This window comes from uncultured Photobacterium sp. (assembly GCF_947039875.1).
GTDB lineage: Bacteria > Pseudomonadota > Gammaproteobacteria > Enterobacterales > Vibrionaceae > Photobacterium.
This window is the reverse complement of record NZ_CAMRAN010000002.1, coordinates 85,636-108,112: the sequence shown is the minus strand read 5'-3', so window position 1 is coordinate 108,112 and position 22,477 is coordinate 85,636. Positions and strand designations below refer to the sequence as shown.

The 22,477-nt window shown below is 39.7% G+C and carries 20 protein-coding genes; 11 read left to right on the top strand and 9 right to left on the bottom strand.

Annotated elements, in window-relative coordinates:
- Positions 1-77: 77 nt before the first annotated feature.
- Positions 78-788 carry an orotidine-5'-phosphate decarboxylase gene (pyrF, locus tag Q0V26_RS01225; protein WP_297475038.1) on the top strand — a complete coding sequence of 237 codons (711 nt, stop codon included), beginning with the start codon at positions 78-80 and terminating at the stop codon, positions 786-788.
- A gap of 77 nt (positions 789-865) precedes the next feature.
- Here the strand turns inward: pyrF and Q0V26_RS01220 are convergent, their stop codons facing one another.
- From Q0V26_RS01220 to pspF, 6 genes are all read right to left on the bottom strand, one after another.
- The gene (locus tag Q0V26_RS01220; RefSeq protein ID WP_297475036.1) at positions 866-1,690 is read right to left on the bottom strand and encodes an ATP-binding cassette domain-containing protein; all 825 of its coding nucleotides are present in this window, start codon (positions 1,688-1,690) and stop codon (positions 866-868) included.
- Positions 1,687-2,685, bottom strand: a complete 999-nt coding sequence (locus tag Q0V26_RS01215) for an oligopeptide/dipeptide ABC transporter ATP-binding protein (protein WP_297475034.1) — start codon at positions 2,683-2,685, stop codon at positions 1,687-1,689. Before Q0V26_RS01215 ends, Q0V26_RS01220 begins: the two co-directional genes overlap by 4 nt.
- Position 2,686: 1 nt before the next feature.
- Positions 2,687-3,574 carry a putrescine export ABC transporter permease SapC gene (sapC, locus tag Q0V26_RS01210; protein WP_297475032.1) on the bottom strand — a complete coding sequence of 296 codons (888 nt, stop codon included), beginning with the start codon at positions 3,572-3,574 and terminating at the stop codon, positions 2,687-2,689.
- Positions 3,561-4,523, bottom strand: a complete 963-nt coding sequence (locus tag Q0V26_RS01205; protein ID WP_297475030.1) for an ABC transporter permease subunit — start codon at positions 4,521-4,523, stop codon at positions 3,561-3,563. Before Q0V26_RS01205 ends, sapC begins: the two co-directional genes overlap by 14 nt.
- A 3-nt stretch (positions 4,524-4,526) precedes the next feature.
- Positions 4,527-6,146, bottom strand: a complete 1,620-nt coding sequence (sapA, locus tag Q0V26_RS01200; RefSeq protein ID WP_297475028.1) for an ABC transporter substrate-binding protein SapA — start codon at positions 6,144-6,146, stop codon at positions 4,527-4,529.
- Positions 6,147-6,282: 136 nt separating this feature from the next.
- Positions 6,283-7,299: a phage shock protein operon transcriptional activator gene (gene pspF / locus Q0V26_RS01195; RefSeq protein ID WP_297475026.1), complete on the bottom strand. Its 1,017-nt coding sequence runs from the start codon at positions 7,297-7,299 to the stop codon at positions 6,283-6,285.
- Between the two features lie 218 nt (positions 7,300-7,517).
- Here pspF and pspA point away from each other — a divergent pair, with 218 nt between their 5' ends.
- The 6 genes from pspA (at position 7,518) to tyrR (ending at position 13,282) form a co-directional block, all read left to right on the top strand.
- Complete coding sequence (gene pspA, locus Q0V26_RS01190) at positions 7,518-8,186, top strand: phage shock protein PspA (RefSeq protein WP_297475024.1); 669 nt, start codon at positions 7,518-7,520, stop codon at positions 8,184-8,186.
- Positions 8,187-8,264: 78 nt separating this feature from the next.
- Positions 8,265-8,492 carry an envelope stress response membrane protein PspB gene (gene pspB, locus Q0V26_RS01185; protein WP_045026590.1) on the top strand — a complete coding sequence of 76 codons (228 nt, stop codon included), beginning with the start codon at positions 8,265-8,267 and terminating at the stop codon, positions 8,490-8,492.
- Complete coding sequence (gene pspC, locus Q0V26_RS01180) at positions 8,492-8,878, top strand: envelope stress response membrane protein PspC (protein ID WP_080156714.1); 387 nt, start codon at positions 8,492-8,494, stop codon at positions 8,876-8,878. The genes pspB and pspC overlap by 1 nt, the downstream gene beginning before the upstream one ends.
- Before the next feature lie 134 nt (positions 8,879-9,012).
- Positions 9,013-10,410, top strand: coding sequence for a YcjX family protein (locus Q0V26_RS01175; RefSeq protein ID WP_297475013.1), 1,398 nt, complete (start codon positions 9,013-9,015; stop codon positions 10,408-10,410).
- A complete protein-coding gene (locus tag Q0V26_RS01170) occupies positions 10,407-11,438 on the top strand; it encodes a TIGR01620 family protein (protein ID WP_297475011.1) in 1,032 nt (343 codons plus the stop codon). Before Q0V26_RS01175 ends, Q0V26_RS01170 begins: the two co-directional genes overlap by 4 nt.
- A gap of 305 nt (positions 11,439-11,743) precedes the next feature.
- The gene (gene tyrR / locus Q0V26_RS01165) at positions 11,744-13,282 is read left to right on the top strand and encodes a transcriptional regulator TyrR (protein ID WP_297475009.1); all 1,539 of its coding nucleotides are present in this window, start codon (positions 11,744-11,746) and stop codon (positions 13,280-13,282) included.
- An 84-nt stretch (positions 13,283-13,366) separates the two neighbouring features.
- Here the strand turns inward: tyrR and Q0V26_RS01160 are convergent, their stop codons facing one another.
- Positions 13,367-13,969 carry a methylated-DNA--[protein]-cysteine S-methyltransferase gene (locus tag Q0V26_RS01160; RefSeq protein ID WP_297475007.1) on the bottom strand — a complete coding sequence of 201 codons (603 nt, stop codon included), beginning with the start codon at positions 13,967-13,969 and terminating at the stop codon, positions 13,367-13,369.
- 56 nt (positions 13,970-14,025) lie between these two features.
- On the opposite strand from Q0V26_RS01160, the gene rimJ reads away from it, so the two are divergent.
- Positions 14,026-14,610 carry a ribosomal protein S5-alanine N-acetyltransferase gene (gene rimJ, locus Q0V26_RS01155; protein WP_297475005.1) on the top strand — a complete coding sequence of 195 codons (585 nt, stop codon included), beginning with the start codon at positions 14,026-14,028 and terminating at the stop codon, positions 14,608-14,610.
- A gap of 101 nt (positions 14,611-14,711) precedes the next feature.
- Here the strand turns inward: rimJ and pyk are convergent, their stop codons facing one another.
- Positions 14,712-16,157, bottom strand: a complete 1,446-nt coding sequence (pyk, locus tag Q0V26_RS01150) for a pyruvate kinase (protein WP_297475003.1) — start codon at positions 16,155-16,157, stop codon at positions 14,712-14,714.
- Positions 16,158-16,349: 192 nt separating this feature from the next.
- Positions 16,350-17,207: a MurR/RpiR family transcriptional regulator gene (locus tag Q0V26_RS01145; protein WP_297475001.1), complete on the bottom strand. Its 858-nt coding sequence runs from the start codon at positions 17,205-17,207 to the stop codon at positions 16,350-16,352.
- A gap of 344 nt (positions 17,208-17,551) precedes the next feature.
- Between Q0V26_RS01145 and Q0V26_RS01140 the strand changes: the two genes are divergently transcribed.
- The 3 genes from Q0V26_RS01140 (at position 17,552) to Q0V26_RS01130 (ending at position 22,358) form a co-directional block, all read left to right on the top strand.
- Complete coding sequence (locus Q0V26_RS01140) at positions 17,552-18,385, top strand: NAD-dependent epimerase/dehydratase family protein (RefSeq protein WP_297474999.1); 834 nt, start codon at positions 17,552-17,554, stop codon at positions 18,383-18,385.
- 1,013 nt (positions 18,386-19,398) lie between these two features.
- Entirely contained in the window at positions 19,399-20,064 is a 666-nt protein-coding gene (locus Q0V26_RS01135) for a TetR/AcrR family transcriptional regulator (protein ID WP_297474998.1), read from the top strand.
- 44 nt (positions 20,065-20,108) lie between these two features.
- Entirely contained in the window at positions 20,109-22,358 is a 2,250-nt protein-coding gene (locus Q0V26_RS01130) for an acyl-CoA dehydrogenase (protein ID WP_297474995.1), read from the top strand.
- Positions 22,359-22,477 lie beyond the last annotated feature (119 nt).

The window sequence follows — 22,477 nt, the reverse complement described above, 5'->3', positions numbered from 1 at the left end:
TTAATCAATTGATGTAAAATCCTGCCGGCGGTGGGATAACCGCTCAGTGGATATATTTAGATATAATAGGAGCCTCAATGCTAGACGCTAAAGTAACAGACCCTAAAGTAATCGTTGCCCTCGACTATGATAATCATAATGAGGCACTCGCTTTTGTCGATCGTATTGAGCCGGGAAGTTGTCGTTTAAAAGTTGGCAAAGAAATGTTTACTTTTTTTGGTCCTGATTTCGTGCGTCAGTTGCATGATCGGGGCCATTCTGTATTTCTGGATTTAAAATTTCATGATATTCCAAACACCTGTTCAAAAGCAGTAAGAGCTGCGGCTGAATTAGGGGTGTGGATGGTTAATGTGCATGCAAGTGGTGGTGAGCGCATGATGACGGCAGCGCGTGAAATCCTTGAGCCGTATGGTAAAGACCGTCCATTGTTAATCGGTGTTACAGTGTTAACCAGCATGGAAGCCAGTGATTTAGCGGGTATTGGCATTACATGTCAGCCGCAACAGCAAGTATTAAATTTAGCGACATTGACTAAAAATAGTGGCCTTGACGGTGTTGTTTGTTCTGCACAAGAAGCAAGTTTATTAAAAGCTCAACTTGGTCAGCAATTTAAGTTGGTAACACCTGGTATTCGACCTGTAGGAAGTAACGCGGGTGATCAGCGTCGTGTGATGACACCCGTTGAAGCGATTGCCGCAGGATCTGATTATTTAGTGATTGGTCGTCCTATAACTCAAGCAAGTGAGCCTGCAGCAGTATTAGCTGCAATCAATAAGACATTGGTATAAATTTAACTTATTAAGCAAACGATAACGCCAGTATTTTTCACGTTAATAACGGGCTAATACTGGCGTTATTTTTATAACTAATAGTTGATTTTAGGGGTACTATTGAGTATTCGAGTACTTTTTTCTCGTGTTAATGAGCTAAAATGACTATCGAGGAGTTTTTGTGTTAATGAATGCTTGGGATTATCAAACACGTTAGCGGTTCGTCCTTTTTCAACCACTTCGCCATCTTGCATAACCATGACCTTATCACTGAAATGTTTTACAACCCCCATATGTTGTGACACATAAACATAAGACAGCCCCATTTCTTCTTGTAATTCAAGTAGCAGGTTTATCATCTGCGAACGCATTGACATGTCCAAACCATTTAGTGCTTCATCAGCGACAATAATACAAGGCTGTAAAATCAATGCACGAGCGAGAGATACCCGTTGCTTTTGTCCTGTCGCGAGCATTTGAGGGTAAAAATAGGCATGCTCTGGTAGTAAACCAACCCGTTTAAGTGTGTCCATAATACGTCGCTCACGGGCTTGTGGGGTCATATTAGTATTTCGCTTTAATGGTCCTTCAAGAATACGTCCAATTTGAATGCGAGGATTTAGCGCAGTATTTGGATCTTGGAAAATCATTCGAATCAGTTTACAGCGGGTTTGATAATCATGATGGTGAAGTTGTTCACCATTCACTCTTACAATACCTTCTGTTGGCGTGATAACACCCGCAAGCATTTTTGCTAATGTCGACTTTCCTGAGCCATTCTCACCTAATAATGCGATTGTTTCACCAGCATTTAATTGAAATGAAACCGGTTTTACTGCTTCTATTGTGCGGCGACGAAAGAGACCTGAACGATAATGATAATCTTTCTTTAGATTTACAACTTCAAGTAATGAGCTCATTGGTTGTCATCCTTCATATTTAGCGGAAAATGACAGCTAAATTTATGGCCTTTAATTTTCTGGCGCTTAGGTACTTCAACACACTTTCGTTGTGCGTAAGGGCAACGAGGCCCTAATCGACAGCCTATTGGTAAATGTTGTAGGGGAGGGATTGAGCCCGGTAGGGTTTCTAATTTACATTTATGATTGATGCCAAGTGAAAAATCAGGCATTGCACGCATTAGTGCAGAAGTATAAGGATGGTGCGGTAATTCAAGTAGTTGTTTTGATGTACCGGATTCTACCGATTGGCCGCAATACATCACGGTTATCCTGTCTGCCCATTGAGTCACGGTATTAAGATCATGACTAACAAGTAGAATAGTAGTGTTACCTAATTGGTTCATACGACTGAGTAGGCGAAAAATTTGTGCTTGAGTGATAGGATCAAGATCGTTGGTTGGTTCATCAGCAATTAGTAGGCGAGGGCGGTTCGCAATCGCCATTGCAATCATCACTTTTTGGCATTCGCCATCGGTTAATTCATAGGGATAGCTACGCATGATCCGCTTATGTTCTTTAATACCGACTTTATGCAGTAGTGCAATCGCTTGTTTTTGACGCCAATGGAAGCGCTGCCAAATACGGCCGTTAAACGATGATGATGGGATAGCTTCTTCTAACTGTTCACCAATACGTTCAGAGGGATCAAGGCAAGTTGAAGGCTCTTGAAAAATCATCGCAATTTCACGGCTAACAACCTTACGACGTTGGCGAGGTGATAATGCGAGTAAATCTACATCGCCTAGACGCATACGATCAGCATTAACTCGCCAGTTATCTTTACATACACCGGCAATGGCTTTAGCGACTAAGCTTTTACCTGAGCCAGATTCTCCTACTAAACCACGAATTTCACTTTCGTTAATAGTCAGACTCATGCGATCAACTGCTTTGACCATCCCTTGCGGCGTGTCAATTTCTATGGTGAGGTTACGTATATCGAGTAATGGCATGTTAATCAATTCCCGCGTTAAGTGCTTGGCGCATACCATCACCGACTAAGTTAACAACTAATACGCTAAACATAATTGCAAGCCCAGGTAGAGTAACTGTCCATGGCGCAAGGTAAATAAGATCGATTGAATCCCCAAGCATCGCTCCCCATTCTGGCTGTGGCGCTTGTGCACCTAAACCAAGGAAACCAAGTGCTGCAATATCCATAATCGCGACAGAAATAGCCCGTGTCATTTCAGTGGTTATAGTGGTCAGAATGTTTGGTAATATCGAGTTATAAAGCAAATAAAAGTTATTTGCACCATCAAGGCGCGCTGCAATAATGTAATCTTTGGCGACTTCAATGTGCACAGCGGTATACACAGCGCGAATGAAGCGTGGAATTAATGCGAGCCAAATAGCGAGTAATATGTGTGTTTCGCCCGGCCCCATATATGCAACGACAATGATCGCCAGTAGCAATGATGGAATAGATAAAACTGTGTCTAAGATATGGTTAAGAAAACTTGATTTAAGGCCATTACTCATTCCCGCTAAAATACCAATCAGCAGGCCAATGATACTGGATGCAATCGCAACTAATAATGCATAACCAAAGGTTAATTGGCTACCGATTAACAGTCGTGACAGAATATCTCGCCCTAGATCGTCAGTACCAAAAAAGAATGAGACATGGCCTGAGTTATCCCATGATGGTGGCATCAATAATTCGCCCACTTGCTCCATCGCAGAATAGGGGGCTAGCCAACGGGCATTAAAGGTAATTAATAGCAGTGCCAATAAACACCATAAGCCAAACATGGCTAATGAATTGGCGCGAAAATTTTGCCATGAACGTTCCCATTGTGTCGGGATGGTGACTTCTTGGTAAACACTATTTGATGGCATACCATTCCTTCCTGACTAATGGGTTAATAATGGCGCCAACAAGATCAGACAGAATGTTGGCTAATAAAATAAATCCACCCACAGTAATCACACCGGCTTGAATGGCAACATAGTTTTGAGCGGTAATTGCATTGAGTAACCAGCGGCCAATGCCCGGCCAGTTAAAAATAGACTCCGTCAACATTGCAAAAGTCATCATGGCGGCAAACTGCATACCTAATTTAGGAATGATGGGAGGTAGCGCATTTTTCATTCCGTGGCGACGAACAATTTCAAAGGTTGATAAGCCTTTAGTTTGTGCGACTTTAATGTAGTTTTTAGTCATCACTTCGGCAATTGAAGCTCGCGTTAAACGAATAACTTCCGTGGTTGGTGCCATTGCCAGCACAATAGTTGGTAAGACTAAATGTTCAATGGCATCAAAGAAGGCTTCCATGCGGTAAGGCTTATCGGAGAGCAAAATATCAATCAACGCAAAACCAGTTATATGATTAAATTGGTATAACAGGCTATAGCGTCCAGAAACTGGCAACCATCCTAGATGTAATGAAAACAATAAGATAAGTAGCATGGCTAACCAGAACAATGGAATCGAATAGCCTAATAATGTAATTGAAGTGATAACTGTATCAATCGGGTAACCACGGCGGACACCCGCAATGGTGCCTAAAGGAATACCTATTACTAAAGACAACATAAATGCAAAAAAGCACAACTCTAATGTGGCTGGAAAAACTTTGAGTATTTCTGTACTCATTGGAATGCCCGTCGGACTAATACCTAAGTTACCAGAAATCAAGTTTTGTAAATAAATGAGCCAGCCTTTCCAAAAGGGTTCATTTGCCCATTGCAATTGAGTATCAAGTCTTAAAATGCTAAAACTCACTATCGTCAAAATGAGTAGAGTAATAACAAACAGATTTAAGCGACGCATAGTGTAAATAAACATACTTTACTCAGTCCGATAGACACTAGAAAATGAGCGTGAGCCAAAAGGACTCATTTGCAGCCCACCGAGTGTTTTGTTATGCGCTTGGAAATGCACACCATGAGCAAGAGGAATGATCGGCACTTGCTGATCAAGAATATCTTGTGCATGTTGATAATAGGTAACTCGCTGTTGAGTTTTATTGGTACGCAATGCTAATTCAATTAAATTATCAAATTGAACATCACACCAATTCGCGACATTGAGTCCTGCATGTTTAGCATTACATGACAATAATGGCCGTAAAAAGTTATCGGGATCACCATTATCAGCAATCCAACCTGCCAGCATCATATCGTATTTATTCATATCATTCACACCCAGACGACCAACGTTATCTTGATGATAAATAATCACATTAATGCCAATGGCTTTAAGGTTAGCTTGAATAAGCTCGGCTGTTTTTTGTGGGCTTGGATTATAAGGTCGTGATTCTAAAGGTACCCACATTGTTAGTACTTGCGCATTGTCATAACCTGCTTGTTTGAGTAATACCTTGGCTTTTTTAGGGTTATAGTTGATGGCTTTACTATTATTATTGTAGGCCCATGATGTTGGTGGTAATAAGCTTTTTGCTTGAGTTGCTGTGCCGTAATAGACTGAATTTAATAGTGTATTTCTGTTGATGGCATAGCTGATCGCTTCTCTAACTTTAAGGTTATTTAACGGTTTTAAATCGGTGTTTAATGCCAAAAATGATACGTTCATGCCCGTTTGAGCCAATAGCTCATAATTGTCATTATCAGTAATAACAGGTAGCTGACTTGCAACTGGAGAGGCTAAAACATCACATTCTGCACTTAATAATTTGGTTAGATTGCCCATCCCACGTGATGAAATATCAAATACCACTTGTTCCATCGGCGCAATGCCTTGCCAATAATGGCGATGATGCTTTAAGCGAATCAGATCATTTGGAATAAATTGATCCACATAAAACGGTCCGGTGCCGATAGGGCGGCTATCTAATTTACCGATTTGGCCTGATTTTAATAATTGTTTGCCATACTCTGCGGAATAAATAACTGCATAGCTGGTGGCTACATTAGATAAAAATGAGTTATCAGGACGCTTTAGGATAAATTGAACCGTATGAGAATTAAGGGCTTTAATCGCTTCGATATCATTGGCAAAACCAAGGCTTTCAAACCATGGGTAGCGTCCGCCTGAAATATGATGAAACGGATTATCAGGGTTAATCACGCGATCAAAGCTAAATACGACATCATTCGCATTCATGGCACGGGTTGGCGTAAACCATGAGGTTGTTTGAAACTGTACTCCCTGGCGAAGGGTAAAGGTATATATTAGACCATCGTCACTGACGGTCCAGCTTTTCGCCAAATCAGGTAACGGTTTGTGGCTAACAGGATCAAGTAATAGCAGACGGTCAAAAATTTGTGCCGAAAGGGTTTCTGCTGTTAGTCCACCGTCTGTTAACTGAGGATTAAGCGTTGTGGGGGTATCTTGACCACAATAGACAAACCCACGGCGTTGAGTTGTAGATTCTTTTGTTGGTTGTTTACAGCCATTGAGAGCTAATAAAACCAAACCAACAATAAAAAGACGATAGTAAGCGCTCATATTTAATAGGCGTTATTTGAAATTAAGTTTTTAAATTTAACATTTTCCATCTCGGTCACCAAGTTATCCCGCATGTTTTGAATTAAATTAGCAAAAAATCGTCAATTATGTTGAATTTTATGTGTAATTTGATTGATTAATCACCATTAATATTGAGGTCATATTTGCGTATTAATCCCCTCAGTTGGTGATAACTAAGTCCTAGTAGCTCGGCTGCTTTTGTTTGGTTAAATTTAGCGAAGATTAAAGATTGTTCAATCCACGTAATTTCTTGTTGTTGTAGCTGTTGTCGCAAATCAATCGGAAAAGTTAAGGTTGGCGCAATTTGATTTGGCTGTGGCTTTGTGGTTTGTGGTGCGATTGTTGGTGCAAGAGCCTCCCATGAGGTGCTAAAGGGATCGATAACAATAGTATCAATAACTTCATCTTCCAGCGCGTGACGAAATACGGAACGTTCAACGACATTCTTTAACTCACGAATGTTACCAGGCCATGCGTAGTTTAATAATTGTTGCTGGGCTTGAGAGCTAAAACCTGCAAAATAACTGAAGTTCATCTCACGGCACATACGAACCGCATAATGTTCAGCTAGTGGTAGAATATCATCAATGCGTGCTCTTAGTGGTGGAAGGTGGATCACTTCAAAGGCTAATCTATCTAATAAATCGGCTCTAAACTTACCTTCAGCCGCGAGTTGTGGCAGGTTTTGATTGGTAGCACAAATCAATCTAACATTGGCTTGGCAGCTTTTATTACCCCCAACTCGTTCATATTCACCATATTCAATTACACGTAAAAGCTTTTCTTGTACGCCCATTGGTGCGGTTGCGAGTTCATCTAAAAAAAGTGTGCCATTTTCTGCGCGTTCAAATCGCCCCTGATGTCGACCTTTCGCGCCTGTAAATGCCCCCGCTTCGTGACCAAACAGTTCTGAATCAATCACACCTTCTGCTAATGCGGCACAATTTAAGCTAATCAGTGGTTGTTCCCATCGAGTTGATAAATAGTGAATTCTTTGTGCAATCAGTTCCTTACCTGTACCACGTTCACCTAAAATAAGTATAGGGCGGTTAAGTGTTGCAAGTCGTGACGCTTGATCAAGTACGGCTAAAAAAGCGTCTGACTCACCAATTAAATTATCGGTTTTTCTCATTGGTTAATCTCACTAAAAAATGGTTATATTCACTATATCATTGTTTGGTGAAAGGTGATGGTGTTTATTATTTGCAATAAAAACAGTGATTTAAAAATTGGCACGCAAATTGATATGTATATAAAAGAATGACACCTCACATAACAACATACTGTGAGTTTAATGATAGAAACCGTTAATTGAGTGAACTTCAATACGGTTGACCAAGGAGTTTTATTATGGGTATTTTTTCTCGTTTTGCTGATATCGTAAATGCTAACGTTAATTCATTATTAGATAAGGCAGAGGATCCACAAAAGTTAATTCGTCTTATTATTCAAGAAATGGAAGATACATTGGTTGAAGTGCGTACTTCATCAGCACGTGCATTAGCTGACAAAAAAGAACTGCGTCGCCGTATTACTGCTATTGAAGCACAGTCAACAGATTGGCAACAGAAAGCCAGTTTAGCGGTTCAAAAAGGGCGTGAAGATCTTGCTCGTGCTGCATTAATTGAAAAACAAAAATTGGTTGACGTTGCGTTAACGTTAAATGAAGAATATAAATTAGTTGATGAAACGATTGAGAAACTATCGTTAGAAGTAGCTGAACTTGAGCGTAAATTACAAGAAACGCGTGCTCGTCAACAAGCATTAGTGACCCGCCATAAAGCGGCTGGTACTCGTCGAGACGTACGTCGTCAACTTGATACCAGTAAAGTTGATGAAGCTATGTCGAAGTTTGAACAGTACGAGCGTCGTATTGATGAAATGGAAGCAGAAGCGGATAGCTATAGTTTTGGTCGTGGAAAAAGCTTAGAGTCAGAGTTTGCGGATCTTCAAGCACAAGATGATATTGAAAAAGAGCTTGAACGTCTAAAAGCAAGCATGAACGAAAAACAACAATAAATAATTGTAGGTATTGCCTTTTCAATAAGAGCAAAAGAAGAATAGTGCTATTACCTTTGCGTGAAAGGAGAACAACAGATGTCGATGGGTTTTATTAGTGTGCCGTTAGTGGTGTTTATGATCGTTGTGGCGCCACTGTGGTTGATTCTTCATTACCGTAGTAAGCGTAAATCAGGTGAGGGATTATCTGGTGAGGATCATCAAAAGTTAGAAACCTTAGTGGCACGCGCAGAGGTGATGCAAGAGCGGATTGTTACGCTTGAGCGAATTCTAGATGCTGAAGCGCCACAATGGAGACAAAAGTAATGCGTAAAACATTATACCGTGATCCTAAAAATGGTAAGTTGGGTGGTGTTTGTGCAGGTTTGGCTGAATATTTTGGTGTTGAAATTTGGCTGATGCGGATTTTGGCTGTGACAGCTTTTTTATTGGGTGTCGGTTTTTTCGCAACGGTTGCTTATATTGCCGCTTGGTTAATTTTAGATAAGATGCCTTTGCAGCGTAAAGAACAACAACATCAATATACTGAACATAACGTCAAACAAAAACCGTGGCAAAGTGGGCAGTCACCCCAGCAGATATTGCATAACGTTGAAACTGAACTTGAGCGTAGTGAAGTCCAAATTCAAAAAATGGAAGCTTATGTGACATCATCAGCCTTTAAAGTTGATCGTGAATTTAATAAACTTTAGCGTCAAACACTAAAGTACTTGATGTTAGTTGCCGGAATTTCAGTAAAGAACATCAATATAAGCAGGTTTTGATGGTTCAGGCCTGCTTTTTTTATGGGTGTTTATTAAACCATATATGTTAATTAGGAACCGTAATGAATCGAATTAGCAATGAAGTGAATAAATGGGTTAATCGCAGCCTTGATCGCCATGTGCGTCTTGCGGTAACGGGTTTATCACGCGCAGGAAAAACGGCCTTTATTACCTCACTGATTAATCAGCTATTGCACGTAAGTACCAATCCTCGCTTGCCGATGTTTTCTGCGGTAAGAGAAGGTTATTTATTGGGCTCAAAACGTGTTCCACAGTTAGACATGCATGTGCCTAAATTTGGCTATGATGAGGGGATCAACGCCTTATTTTCATCGCCACCGTCATGGCCGCAACCAACCAGTGATGTTAGCCAGACACGATTAGCATTGCGCTTTAAGCCGCAAAAAGGGGCATTAAAATTATTTCAAGATACGGCAACCCTGTACCTCGATATTATTGATTACCCAGGTGAATGGCTATTAGATTTACCGTTACTTGAGCTTGATTTTATTAGCTGGTCTAAGCAACAAGCACAAGTATTAAAAGGACAGCGTTTAGCATTAGCACAATCATGGTTAGCTATGGGAGAGCAATTTGATCCGTTTGCTCCTGCTGATGAAGCGTTAATTGAAACTATTGCGGCGTCATTTACAGATTATTTGCATCAATGTAAGGCTGAAGGTGGGTTACATTGGGTTCAACCGGGGCGATTTGTATTGCCTGGGGAATTAGCGGGCGCCCCAGTATTGCAGTTCTTCCCGATGATATGGACCAATAAATACACTGAGCAACAACTTGCTACTGCCACTGATGATAGCAATTTTGGCATGCTAAAAAAACGTTATAAGTATTATCAGCAACATGTTGTGAAAGCTTTTTATAATGATCATTTCTCAAAGTTTGATCGACAAATTGTGCTCGTTGATTGCTTACAACCATTAAATGCTGGCCATGAGTCGTTTAACGATATGCGCCAAGCGTTAGATCAATTAATGCAAAGTTTTAAATATGGGCGTAGTTCAATGCTACGTCGATTGTTTGCTCCACGGATTGATAAGGTGCTATTTGCCGCAACAAAAGCGGATCATATTACACCAGAGCAACACCCAAACTTAGTGGGATTATTACAGCAATTAGTTAATGAAGCATGGCAAACCGCCTCGTTTGAAGGTATTACCATGGATTGTGTTAGCTTAGCATCGATTCAAGCCAGTGAGCCTGGGTTTGTTAACTATCAAGGCAAACAAATGCCTGCATTACGTGGAACGGATATTGATGGTAATGCACAAACATTCTTTCCTGGTGATGTACCGCGACGATTACCTAATCAAGATTTTTGGAATAGGAATGGATTTGATTTTATTAATTTACGTCCATTACCTCAGCAAGTAGATGAACCTTTACCACATATTCGAATGGATAAAGCATTGGAATATCTTTTGGGAGATAAATTGCAATGACAGAGCCATTAAAAGCAAAAATAGTGTTTGATGAATCACAACAGCCATTAAGTGATCAGCAACCGGATTTAACGGTAAAGATGAACTTTGAACAGCAAAGCGCGTTTTTACCCGATACCGTTGAAAGTGCTGAAGTTGAAAGTGAACAAACACTTGGTCAAATTTTAGCCGCCAAACCTAAGCGCCGTTACAGTTGGTTTAAAGGATTATTAGTTGCTGGTGCTGCGATGGTGGGTTGGCAAACAGTAGACCATGTCGTAACGGCTTATCAAACCAGTAATTGGTTATCATTAGGATGGAGTGCCATTGTTGCAGGTATTGCTGTTGCAGGTATCGGTGCGTTAGGGCGTGAGTTAATTAATTTACGTCGTTTAAAACAGCGCCAGACAGAACGTGATCAGGCCCATCAATTATTAACCGCTGATGGCATTGGTTCGGGTAAAGCTTTTTGTGTGAAATTAGCTAAATTGAGTCAAATTCCAACGGATAATCATGGCTATGATCGTTGGTTACACGCATTGGCGGCAACTCATAATGATCGGGAAGTGTTGGCACTTTATGATCAAATGGTGGTGAGTCAACAAGATAAATTAGCCCGACAACTGGTTGCAAAATACTCCAGTGAAGCGGCATTAATGGTAGCGTTGAGCCCGCTAGCAGCAGCTGATATGTTGCTCGTTGCTTGGCGTAACTTTCGTCTAATTGAGCAGATCTCTGCTGTTTATGGTATTGAACTTAGTTATTGGTCACGGATTAAACTAGTAAAGTTAGTGCTCGCCAATATGGCATTTGCTGGTGCGTCTGAAGTCGTGGCTGATTTAGGGATGGATATGCTGTCGATGGATCTTGCTGGACGGATGTCAACCCGAGTAGCGCAAGGGGTTGGTGTTGGTTTACTTACCGGTCGCTTAGGCCTTAAAGCGATTAACCTTATGCGTCCATTACCGTGGATGGAAGGAGAACAACCAAGGTTAAGCGAAATTCGTCGAGATTTGTTAAGTCAACTAGGCAAACAAGATAAAAGTTAATCAAGCATTAGCACTTAAAAAAGAGAACTTCGGTTCTCTTTTTTATTACCGAAATATCTCTTTTTATATTTAATCAGTACAGATGCGATCTCGTAGCTTGACTCATTAATAGGTTCGTCGCACACTGACATAACTGTCAGGAATAGTTGACAGTATGCACTAACAAATTGTTTTCATTATGTGGATTAAGACGCTCAATTATAAGTCTTAACACTATGATTATTATTACTATTGTCAAATATTATCCTCAATGGATAACTGTAATGAATTACGCACAAAAAATGAATAACAAGAAGGTGTAAACAATGAGATTACAGGTCTTTTGCGAAGATAGAGTCGGCATGACTCGAGAACTGTTAGATATTTTAACCAGTCAAGATATTGATCTTCGTGGGATTGAAATTGATCGTATCGGTATTATTTATTTAAATTGTCCTGAAGTTGAATTTGAACAATTTAGCCAATTAATGTCGCAGATCCGTCAGCTTGATGGCGTTACCGATGTACGTAAAATTCAGTTTATGCCGAGTGAGCGTGAACACACTGAATTATCAGCGTTGTTACAGACATTACCGGATCCATTTTTTACCATTAATTTAAATGGTAAAGTGGATTTTGCCAATCAGGCAGCCGAGCAATTAATGGGTCATCGTAGTGACGATCTCTTTAATGAAAATATTCATACTTTATTAGGGTTTAATTTTTCCCGTTGGTTAGATAAAAATCAAGCTCAGAAACACAGCGAGATTGTGGTTATTGCTGGGTTAGATTATCAAATGGATATTATGCCCGTCTGCGTCAATGATGATACCTCTGAACCTGTACTTGTGAGTGCGTTGATTTTATTAAAATCGCTTTCTGAAGCTAAAATGCCTGTAGTGATGCGGAGCATTAATGGTGACAGTGGTTTTGAGCATCTGATCGGACAGTCATCACGATTTAAGCACTTACTGGGCCAAGCAAAGAAATTGGCGCTATTAGATGCGCCTTTACTGATTCAAGGTGAAACAGGAACTGGTAAAGAGATGCTAGCGCGTGCTTGCCATCAACGCTCGGTGCATCGTGATAAACCATTTTTAGTCGTTAACTGTATTTCTATGCCAGATAATGCAGCAGAAACAGAGTTATTTGGCTGTATTGAAAGTGCTAATGAACCGGCAAAGAAAGGGATCTTTGAACAAGCGGCTGGTGGTACTGTTTTCTTGTATGAAATTGGCGAAATGTCAAAACACCTACAGATTAAATTACTGCGTTTCCTACAAGATGGCACGTTCCGTCGTGTCGGTGAAGAAGCTGAAATAAAGGTATCGGTACGAGTGATTTGTTCAACTCAGAAAAAACTGCCTGATTTAGTCGCTGAAGGGGCATTTCGTGAAGATCTTTATTATCGACTGAATGTACTGGCTTTAGTGGTGCCACCACTTCGCGAGCGCGCGGCTGACATTGTGCCATTAGCTGAATTATTCTTAGCGCAATTTGCACAAGAGCTATATCAACCTAAGCCGTTACTATCGGAAAAATTAGCATCAACACTGAAACAATATGCTTGGCCAGGTAATATTCGTCAGTTGCGAAACGTGCTATTTCGCGCGATGACGCAGGTGGAAGGGGAGGTAATGACATTGACTGATGTGCAATTACCTGAGAATGAGTCAAGTACAGTCATCAGTGAAGAAACCTTAACCGGATCGTTAGATGAAATAATGAAGCGGTATGAATCGGGTATTTTATCGAATTTATATCAGAGTTATCCATCCACGCGTAAATTGGCTAAACGGTTAGGGGTTTCTCATACTGCGGTGGCGAATAAGCTTCGAGAATATGGGCTTAGCAAACGTAGTTGATCATTAAGTGTAAAATAAAAGAGATAGCCTTCATTGCTATCTCTTTATTTTTTATAACAAACAATAAAGCGATGGGAATTTGAATTAATCGTTCTGATGTGCTTCTAGCAAGATGGTATCACCCGCTTCTAAGGCTAATAGTAGTGCGACTATATCTTCGCCGTAACGATAACCACATAATGAATTATGACTGTTTAATACGCGGTGACAGGGGATCACAATAGGGATGGGGTTAACATTTTTAGCCATACCTATTGCTTGAGTTGCTTTGGTATTGCCAATATTTGCTGCTATTTGCTCGTAGGTAACGGTTTCACCATAGGGGACATCAGCAATAGCATGCCATATTTGTTGTTGAAACAAGGTGCCTTGTGGAGCAAGAGGAAAAGTGAATCTTTTACGGGAGCCGATGAGGTATTCTTTGAGTTGTTTAATGAAGGGAGCCATAAACTCGGGGTTATGCTGCCATATTTCATTAGGGCTATAGCTGGGGCTTGTAATCGATAGTTGTCGAAGACCTTGATGATCTGCCAACAACATAATATTTCCCAGTTCTGTTTCAATACAATCGTAATACATCAATAACTCACTAAAGGCGTAATAATTAATAACATTGACTGGTAAAAGAGTAACAGACAACGACATGCTAATATATCGAATATTGAATGCGCTTGTATTCAATATCATGTAAACATCATAAAATGTGCGTTATATCAATTAACATTGTCATGTCGAGGCCGTACTTGTTTCATTCAATTATACATCGCTCATCAACTATTGTGCTTGATGATATAAAAATTCGCTTGATTGAAACGCGAGATGCAGAACAAATTTCAGCATACTATCAGCGTAATCGTCATTTTCTAGCACCGTGGGAGCCGTTACGTCATGAAGCTTTTTTTAGCTTAGTAGGTTGGCAGCAACGTCTTGAACAAATTGCGACGCTACACCGTCATGAGATGGCTTTTTATTTTGTTATCGAGCATCGTGAAACTAACGCAATTATTGGGGTGATTAATTTTAGTAATTTAGTGAAGTCACCTTTTTATGCCTGTCATGTTGGTTATTCATTAGATCAAGATCATCAGGGTAAAGCAGTGATGCGTCGTGCGTTAACTGCTGTATGTGAGTGGATATTTATCGATAAGCATTTTCATCGCGTTATGGCAGCGTATATGCCGCATAATAATAAAAGTGGTAGTGTATTAACGGCAGTAGGTTTTGAGCAAGAAGGGTTAGCGAAAAATTATTTATTGATCAATGGTCAATGGCAGGATCATATTTTAACATCATTAGTGAACCCTAATTGGTCACTGCCGATAAATTGAGCCAGCTTAAAACAGGAAAGGCTGAGAATACGATCTCAGCCTTTGTTATCCATTATTTTCACTGTTTATTAATGATATGTGTATATTGGTATAGTTAAGGGTTAATCAACCGTCAAAATACGCATATTATTGGTTGATCCAACCGTGTCCATTTTATCACCTTGGGTAATAATGGTTAAATCGCCCGGTTGTACATATCCAGTCTGTTTTAGAACATTCAGCGCATGCTTTGCCGCTTCTAAGCCTGCGTCACTGTCGCGATCAAAAAATACTGGCGTAACTCCGCGATATAATGAAGCTTGATTTAACGTCGTTTTATTTCTAGATAACGCAAAAATAGGTAATCCTGATGAAATACGAGACATTAAACGTGGCGTACGTCCCGATTCTGTCATTACTACAATTGCTTTAATACCAGCCATATGATTTGCAGCATACATGGCTGCCATTGCAATGGTTTCTTCAGGGTTTGAGAATTTACGATCTAAACGGTGATTGGAAATATTAATACTTGGTTCTTTTTCTGCACCAAGACACACACTGGCCATTATTGCGACTGTTTCTACAGGGAAGTCACCAGCGGCTGTTTCTGCTGATAGCATGACCGCATCAGTACCATCTAATACCGCATTAGCAACGTCCATAACCTCAGCACGTGTTGGCATTGGGCTTGTGATCATCGATTCCATCATTTGAGTTGCGGTAATAACAGTACGATCAAGGCTACGAGCGCGACGGATCAGTTTTTTTTGTACGCCAACAAGTTCAGGATCGCCAATTTCAACGCCTAAATCGCCACGAGCAACCATCACCACATCAGACGCTAAAATAATGTCATCCATCGCTTCTGTTGTTGCCACTGTTTCTGCCCGTTCTACTTTAGCGACTAATTTGGCTGTTAACCCTGCTTCGGTTGCTAGTTGACGAGCATAATGCATATCTGCACCATTGCGAGGAAAAGAAACTGCAAGGTAATCAACCTTCATGGCGGCCGCTGTAATAATATCTGCTTTATCTTTTGCTGTTAATGCTGCCGCAGATAAGCCACCGCCTTTTTTATTTATTCCTTTATTATTAGATAAAGGGCCAGCAACGGTAACAATAGTATGTACTTTATTGCCAGCTACTTCAGTTACTTGTAGTTGAACTCGACCATCATCAAGTAACAACACATCACCTTTAACAACATCATTGGGTAATTCTTTATAGTCAAGACCAACGGCATCTTGATGGCCTTCACCTTTGGGTAAGTCACTATCAAGGGTGAAGCTATCGCCAATGTTAAGCAGAATTTTGCCATCTTTGAAGGTTGATACACGAATTTTAGGGCCTTGCAGATCGCCTAAAATAGCAACATGTTTACCCAATCGTGCTGCAATTTCGCGCACTTGTTGAGTGCGAAGGATATGATCTTCTGGGCTGCCATGGGAAAAGTTCATGCGAACCACGTTAGCACCCGCAGCAATGATTTTTTCTAGGTTATTATCACGATCAGTTGCAGGTCCTAGGGTTGTCACAATTTTGGTACGTCGTAGTTGTTCTGACATTAATAAGCTCCATGTAAATAAACTGATTTATCTATCCAACGGCATTGCAGTGTATAAGTGATTGGATAAAGAAAGTGTGCATAAATGTGATTCAGTAATTTAAGGTAAGGCGATGATAGTCATTATCAAACAGAGAGGTAAGAGAGTGTCTGTAATGTGTTAGCGAAGCCGAAACTCCGCTATTTATTGGCATTACAGTAGATGACACTCTTTAGAAAAACGGGAATCTTTAAGTGAGTCTTTAACACGTTTTAGGTTATCGCGGAAACTTGATCCTCGACGTAATGTAAAGCCTGTTGCGAGAACATCAATAACGGTCATTTGTACAACACGACTCGCCATTGGCATATAAATATCAGTATCTTCAGGAATATCAAGACAAATAGATAATGAACATTCACGCTCTAATGGCGAATGCTTTGCCGTAATACCAATGACGGTCGCGCCATTTTCACGTGCCATTTGTGCTATTTCAACCAGATTTTTTGTGCGTCCTGTGTGTGAAATAACAACCACAACATCGCCATCACTGCAATTAATGACACTCATGCGTTGCATAACTATGTCATCAAAACACACAATCGGGATGTTAAATCTAAAGAATTTATTCTGAGCATCGTGTGCAACAGAGGCTGATGCGCCTAATCCAAAAAAGGATATTTTTTTTGCTTGTGTCAATAAATCAACCGCTCGGTTAATTTGCATTGGATCAATACTATTTTTGGCGACATCTAAGCAAGCCATGGTTGATTCAAATATTTTGGCCGTGTAAGCATCAGGGCCATCATTTTCTTCAACATTACGATTTACATAGGGGGTACCGTTTGCCAAACTTTGGGCTAAATGTAATTTAAAGTCAGGAAAGCCTTTGGTATCAAGTCGACGACAAAAACGATTAACGGTGGGCTCACTTACATCGGCCATTTTGGCTAATGTTGCGATGCTAGAGTGAATAGCCGTTTGTGGCGATGCTATAATAACTTCCGCTACTTTACGTTCAGATTTGCTGAAGTGTTCTAAGTTATTTTGTATTTTTTCTATGGTATTCATAGGTATTTATGCACTTCGTTATTGAATTTCATTTGTAGCATTCTTGTCATCAAGTTGCCCATATAATGAAACTATACTACTTAACTCTTAACATATTCTAGCTGTTCACGGTCTTTTTCAGTGTGTTCTTATTAGATTTTGATCGAGATCGACTTTTTATTTTCAGAATTGAAATTTATAAAACAAATAATGTTAGTTTTTGTTGTTTTATTTTATCAGTTTTGAGTATTTGTTTTATAAATAAAGACTTATTTCAAGCTCTGAAATAAATAATAATGACTATGTTCTATCATTTTTGAATAAATAACAGATTGAATAATATTTAAATAAAAAAAGGATAATCAATGAAAGTCAGTATTTGTGGCTGTGGATGGCTCGGATTACCGTTAGCATTATCATTAAAAAGCCAAGCGATTGAAGTGTGGGGCTCTAAAACAACGATTGAGGGCGTTAATGTATTACAGCAGCAAGGAATTAACGGCTGTTTATTAACATTACCCCTAATGGAGGAAACGAATCCAACAATAACCCAATTTTTAGCAACAGACGTGTTGATTATTGCTATTCCACCAGGACGTAAAAATCTTAACCCACTTGTTCATATTGAAAATATCATGTCATTAGCAACCGCAGCAAAGAAAATGGGGTGTCAGCGGATTATTTTTATCAGTACGACTTCGGTATATGACACTTTACAAGGGGAGGTATTAGAAACAACCGCGGTTAATCCTAATTCTGCTTCTGGGCAATTACATTACATATTAGAACAGCAGTTACGTCAGCAATGGCAACAACAACTGACGGTATTACGTTTATCTGGATTAATTGGACCACAACGGCATCCTGTGAGGTTTTTATCTGGTCGTCAACAATTGAGTGCAGGTAAACAGCCCGTTAATTTGGTGCATTTGGATGATTGTATTGGTGTTATCTCGGCTATTATTGTGCAACACCCTTCGATGCCAATAATGCATTTAGCGGCGAGTACACACCCTAGTCGTGAACAGTATTATACTGCGATGGCGATTAAATCACAGCTGCCAATTCCTGAGTTTAGCGATGATAATCATGGTGTTAATGGTAAAAAGATAAATTCAAATCAGACTATTAATACATTAGGTGTTGTGTTGCAGTATGATGATTTGTTGTTAGGTATACCGCAAATCAGTTCAAAATAAGCAAAAAAAAACGCTGAAATAAATATTTCAGCGTAAAAAATTACAATTAGGAGTTAAAGCAGTAGTAGCAATTTAAATTACAGATACTGTGTCTGACGTCATGAAAAACACAATAATTATCTATAATTTTAATTCTTATATAATCAGACTGCGCGTTAGCGAAAGAGTTCAATTTAATCTTAAAAAGATTCGATTATATTGTTGAGGGGGGAATTTACTCCTCCTATGCTAGCGTTTGATAGCGAAAAACCATGATTACAGATAAAAAAATCCCGCTGATAAATATCAGCGGGAAGGAGATTATCCAAAAAAATTACAATTAGGAGTTAAAGCAGTAGTAGCAATTTAAATTACAGATTGTTGTGTTTGACGGCCTGAAAAACACAATAATTATCTATAATTTCAATTCTCATATAATCAGACTGCACGTTAGCGAAAGAGTTCAAATTAATCTTAAAAAGATTCGATTATATTATTGAGGGATGAATTTACTCTTCTTATCTCAATGTTTGATAGCGTAAAAGCCATGATTACAGATAAAAAAATCCCGCTGATAAATATCTGCGGGAAGGAGATTATCCAAAAAAATTACAATTAGGAGTTAAAGCAGTAGTGAATTAAACATTTAAGAAAAAGAATTATTGCAATACAAAATAGCGCTTTATCAAACTGAATACAGTAGTAAGAGTCGCTATGTAAGATAAAGTTCAAAAAAATGGCTTTAATTTGAAAATATTATTTTGGAGCCGTGTATGTAGATAAAGAAAACCCATCAACAAATATATATTAATGGGTTCTGAAGTAAAAACTTCTAAAAAAAAGCAGTGGTGTTCATAAGACACTATTTTTCTATATTGGTTCCAATCTTATTTGATAAAAAATGTTTTTTATCATTGATTATAAAGTGTTTAATCGATTTTTACGTGACTAAGTAACAATTTGTGATGTAGCGCATTTGTTAAATCTTATGGTGTTGTGTATATTCAAACAAGCGTTTTAATCGGGGCTGATATATGAAACAACAAGCAACGACGAAGAATCGAATACTGGATGCTGCTGAATTATTGTTTGCAGTTCGTGGTTTTAAAGCAACGTCATTACGTGCGATTACGACGGCTGCTGGAGTTAATCTGGCCTCGGTTAATTATCATTATGGTGATAAGAAAGGATTAATTCGTGCGGTATTAAGCCGTTACCTTGAACAATTTATGCCAGCACTAAAAATGGAATTAGTCACGTTACATCAACGTGATGCGTTTTCTATGGAAGAGGTATTTTTCTGCGCTAAACAGCCATTGTTAACATTAGACAGTCGTAAAGTTAATGGTACTACTATTTTCATGTCTTTACTTGGCCGTGGCTATACCGATGTACAAGGGCATTTACGGTGGTTTATAACGACACATTATGATGATGTTATTCAGTTATTTATTAGCGCTGTACGTCGTGCCCACTCTTGTTTAGATCCTGAAACATTATTTTGGCGATTACATTTTACCCTTGGTGCTGCAGTATTTACGATGGCATCAAGTACTGCACTATGTGAAATAGCTGCTAATGATTTTTCTAGTCAAATCCAAATAGATGATTTAATTAATCGATTAGTGCCTTATCTTGCGGCAGGTGTTGCGGCACCAATAGAACTGAATCCGTCTCTTGTCGTTAACATTACCTGTTAATAAACCATCAATACTCGCCATTAAATCACAAAAGGATATGCATTATGAACTCGTTATCAAGCATGCGTAAACGTTATATAAGTGATCCTGCTTTTAAACGGTTTAAAACATTATTACCCCCACTATCTAATACTGAAAAAGAAGCAATGGAAGCGGGTAGTGTATGGTGGGATGGTGAGTTATTTAGTGGGGCTCCACAATGGAAAACATTGCTTGATTACCCTAAACCAACATTGACGCAAGAAGAACAACAGTTCATTGATACAACATTGCAGACTTTATTAGCAATGTTAAATGATTACCAAATTGTGCAACAGCAAAAAGATTTACCTGAGGACGTTTGGCAATTTCTGCGTCGTGAAAAGTTCTTTGCATTAATTATTAGCAAGCAATATGGCGGACTTGATTTTTCTGCTCATGCTAACTCAACCATTGTGGCACAAATAGCGACGCGAAGTTTAAGTGCAGCAGTATGTGTTATGGTGCCTAATTCCCTTGGTCCTGGTGAGTTACTTACTCATTATGGTACTCAGCAACAAAGGGATTATTGGTTGCCTCGTCTTGCTAATGGGGACGATATTCCTTGTTTTGCATTAACAGGCCCCGAAGCTGGCTCTGACGCTGGCGGCATTCCTGATGAGGGAATAGTTTGTTATGGTGAATATGATGGTGAGCAAGTACTCGGCTTAAACCTTACGTGGAATAAACGCTATATTACGCTAGCGCCTGTTGCTACGGTGCTTGGGCTAGCATTTAAAATGAAAGATCCTCAAGGTTTACTTGGTGATAAAGTCGATTTAGGTATTACTTGTGCGTTGATTCCAGCTGATCATGCTGGTGTTGAAATTGGTGAACGGCATGATCCACTTAATATGGCATTTATGAATGGTCCCACACGCGGTCATAATGTGTTTATTCCATTAGACTGGATCATTGGCGGCCAAGATTATGCAGGAAAAGGCTGGCGAATGCTGGTGGAGTGTTTATCTGCGGGACGTGGTATATCCTTACCTGCTTTAGGAACCGCTGTTGGGCACTTAGCCGCAAAAACAACGGGAGCCTATGCAGTTGTACGTAAACAGTTTGGTATGCCAATTGGTGATTTTGAAGGCGTTGCACAAGCGTTAGGTCGTATTGGTGGTTTTACTTATATGCTAGAAGCAGCTCGAACATTGACAACGACTGCGTTAGATATGGGGCAAACGCCAGGTATTGTGACGGCAATTGCTAAATACCATATGACGGAGATGGCTCGAACCGTTTTAAATGATGCGATGGATGTGCATGCTGGGCGGGCTATTCAGTTGGGGCCAATGAATTATTTAGGCCATCATTACTTTGGTATTCCGGTTGCAATTACGGTTGAAGGAGCAAATATAATCACTCGTAACCTTATGATCTTTGGTCAAGGTGCTACTCGTTGCCATCCTTATGTGCTAGATGAAATGGCAGCAGCGGCGAATCCTGATTCAGATCAGGGTATAAAAGATTTTGATGGTTTGTTGATGAAGCATATTGGGTTTGCGACCTGTAATATCACCAAGTCATTATTAAATGCAGTGAGTGGTAGTTGTTTTAATTATTCTCCTGTTAGCGGTGAAACGCGTCATTACTATCGTCATTTAAGTCGCATGTCAAAAGCGCTCGCGGTTTGTGCTGATATATCAATGTTAAGCTTAGGCGGCGAATTAAAACGTCGAGAGTTATTGTCTGCTCGCTTAGGTGATGTGCTTAGTTATTTATATTTAGCATCAGCAACATTGAAACGGTTTGAAGACCAAGGCCGTCAGCAACAAGATCTGCCGTTAGTTGATTATGCGTTACAGCATTGCTTGCATCAATGTGGAGTCGCATTTGATGAAGTGTTTACCAATTTCCCTCGTAAAGGGGTCGGGCGCACATTACGCTTCTTAACATTCCCATTGGGGATACATTACCCTGCACCTAAAGATGAGATCAGTATCCGCATTGCATCATTATTAATGGCACCTAGTGTGCACCGTGATCGATTAACACATTTATGTTATGTCGGAGATAAAGATGATGATCCCGTTGCTATTATGGAACGTGCATTTATTGCATTGCATGAGATCAAACCTTTGGAGCGTAAATTAATGCAAGCAACACGTAATGGTGAGATCCCACGCAAGGCTTTATTAAATAAGAAGTTACAGTTAGCTTTGGATGCGGGAGTGGTCACAGAAGATGAAGTTAAAAAAATAGAAAATGCAGAGCAACTAAGGCAGAAAGCGATTCAAGTTGATCATTTCTGTGCTGACCATTTTAATAACTAAGTTTGCTACCAGGAAAGGCAACTTAGGGTACTTAGTCTTTGATATATAAACCTGGATTCTCCCGTGTGCCACGTAAATACGTGGCACTTTTTTTGACCAAAATTTAGTGCAACACCTCC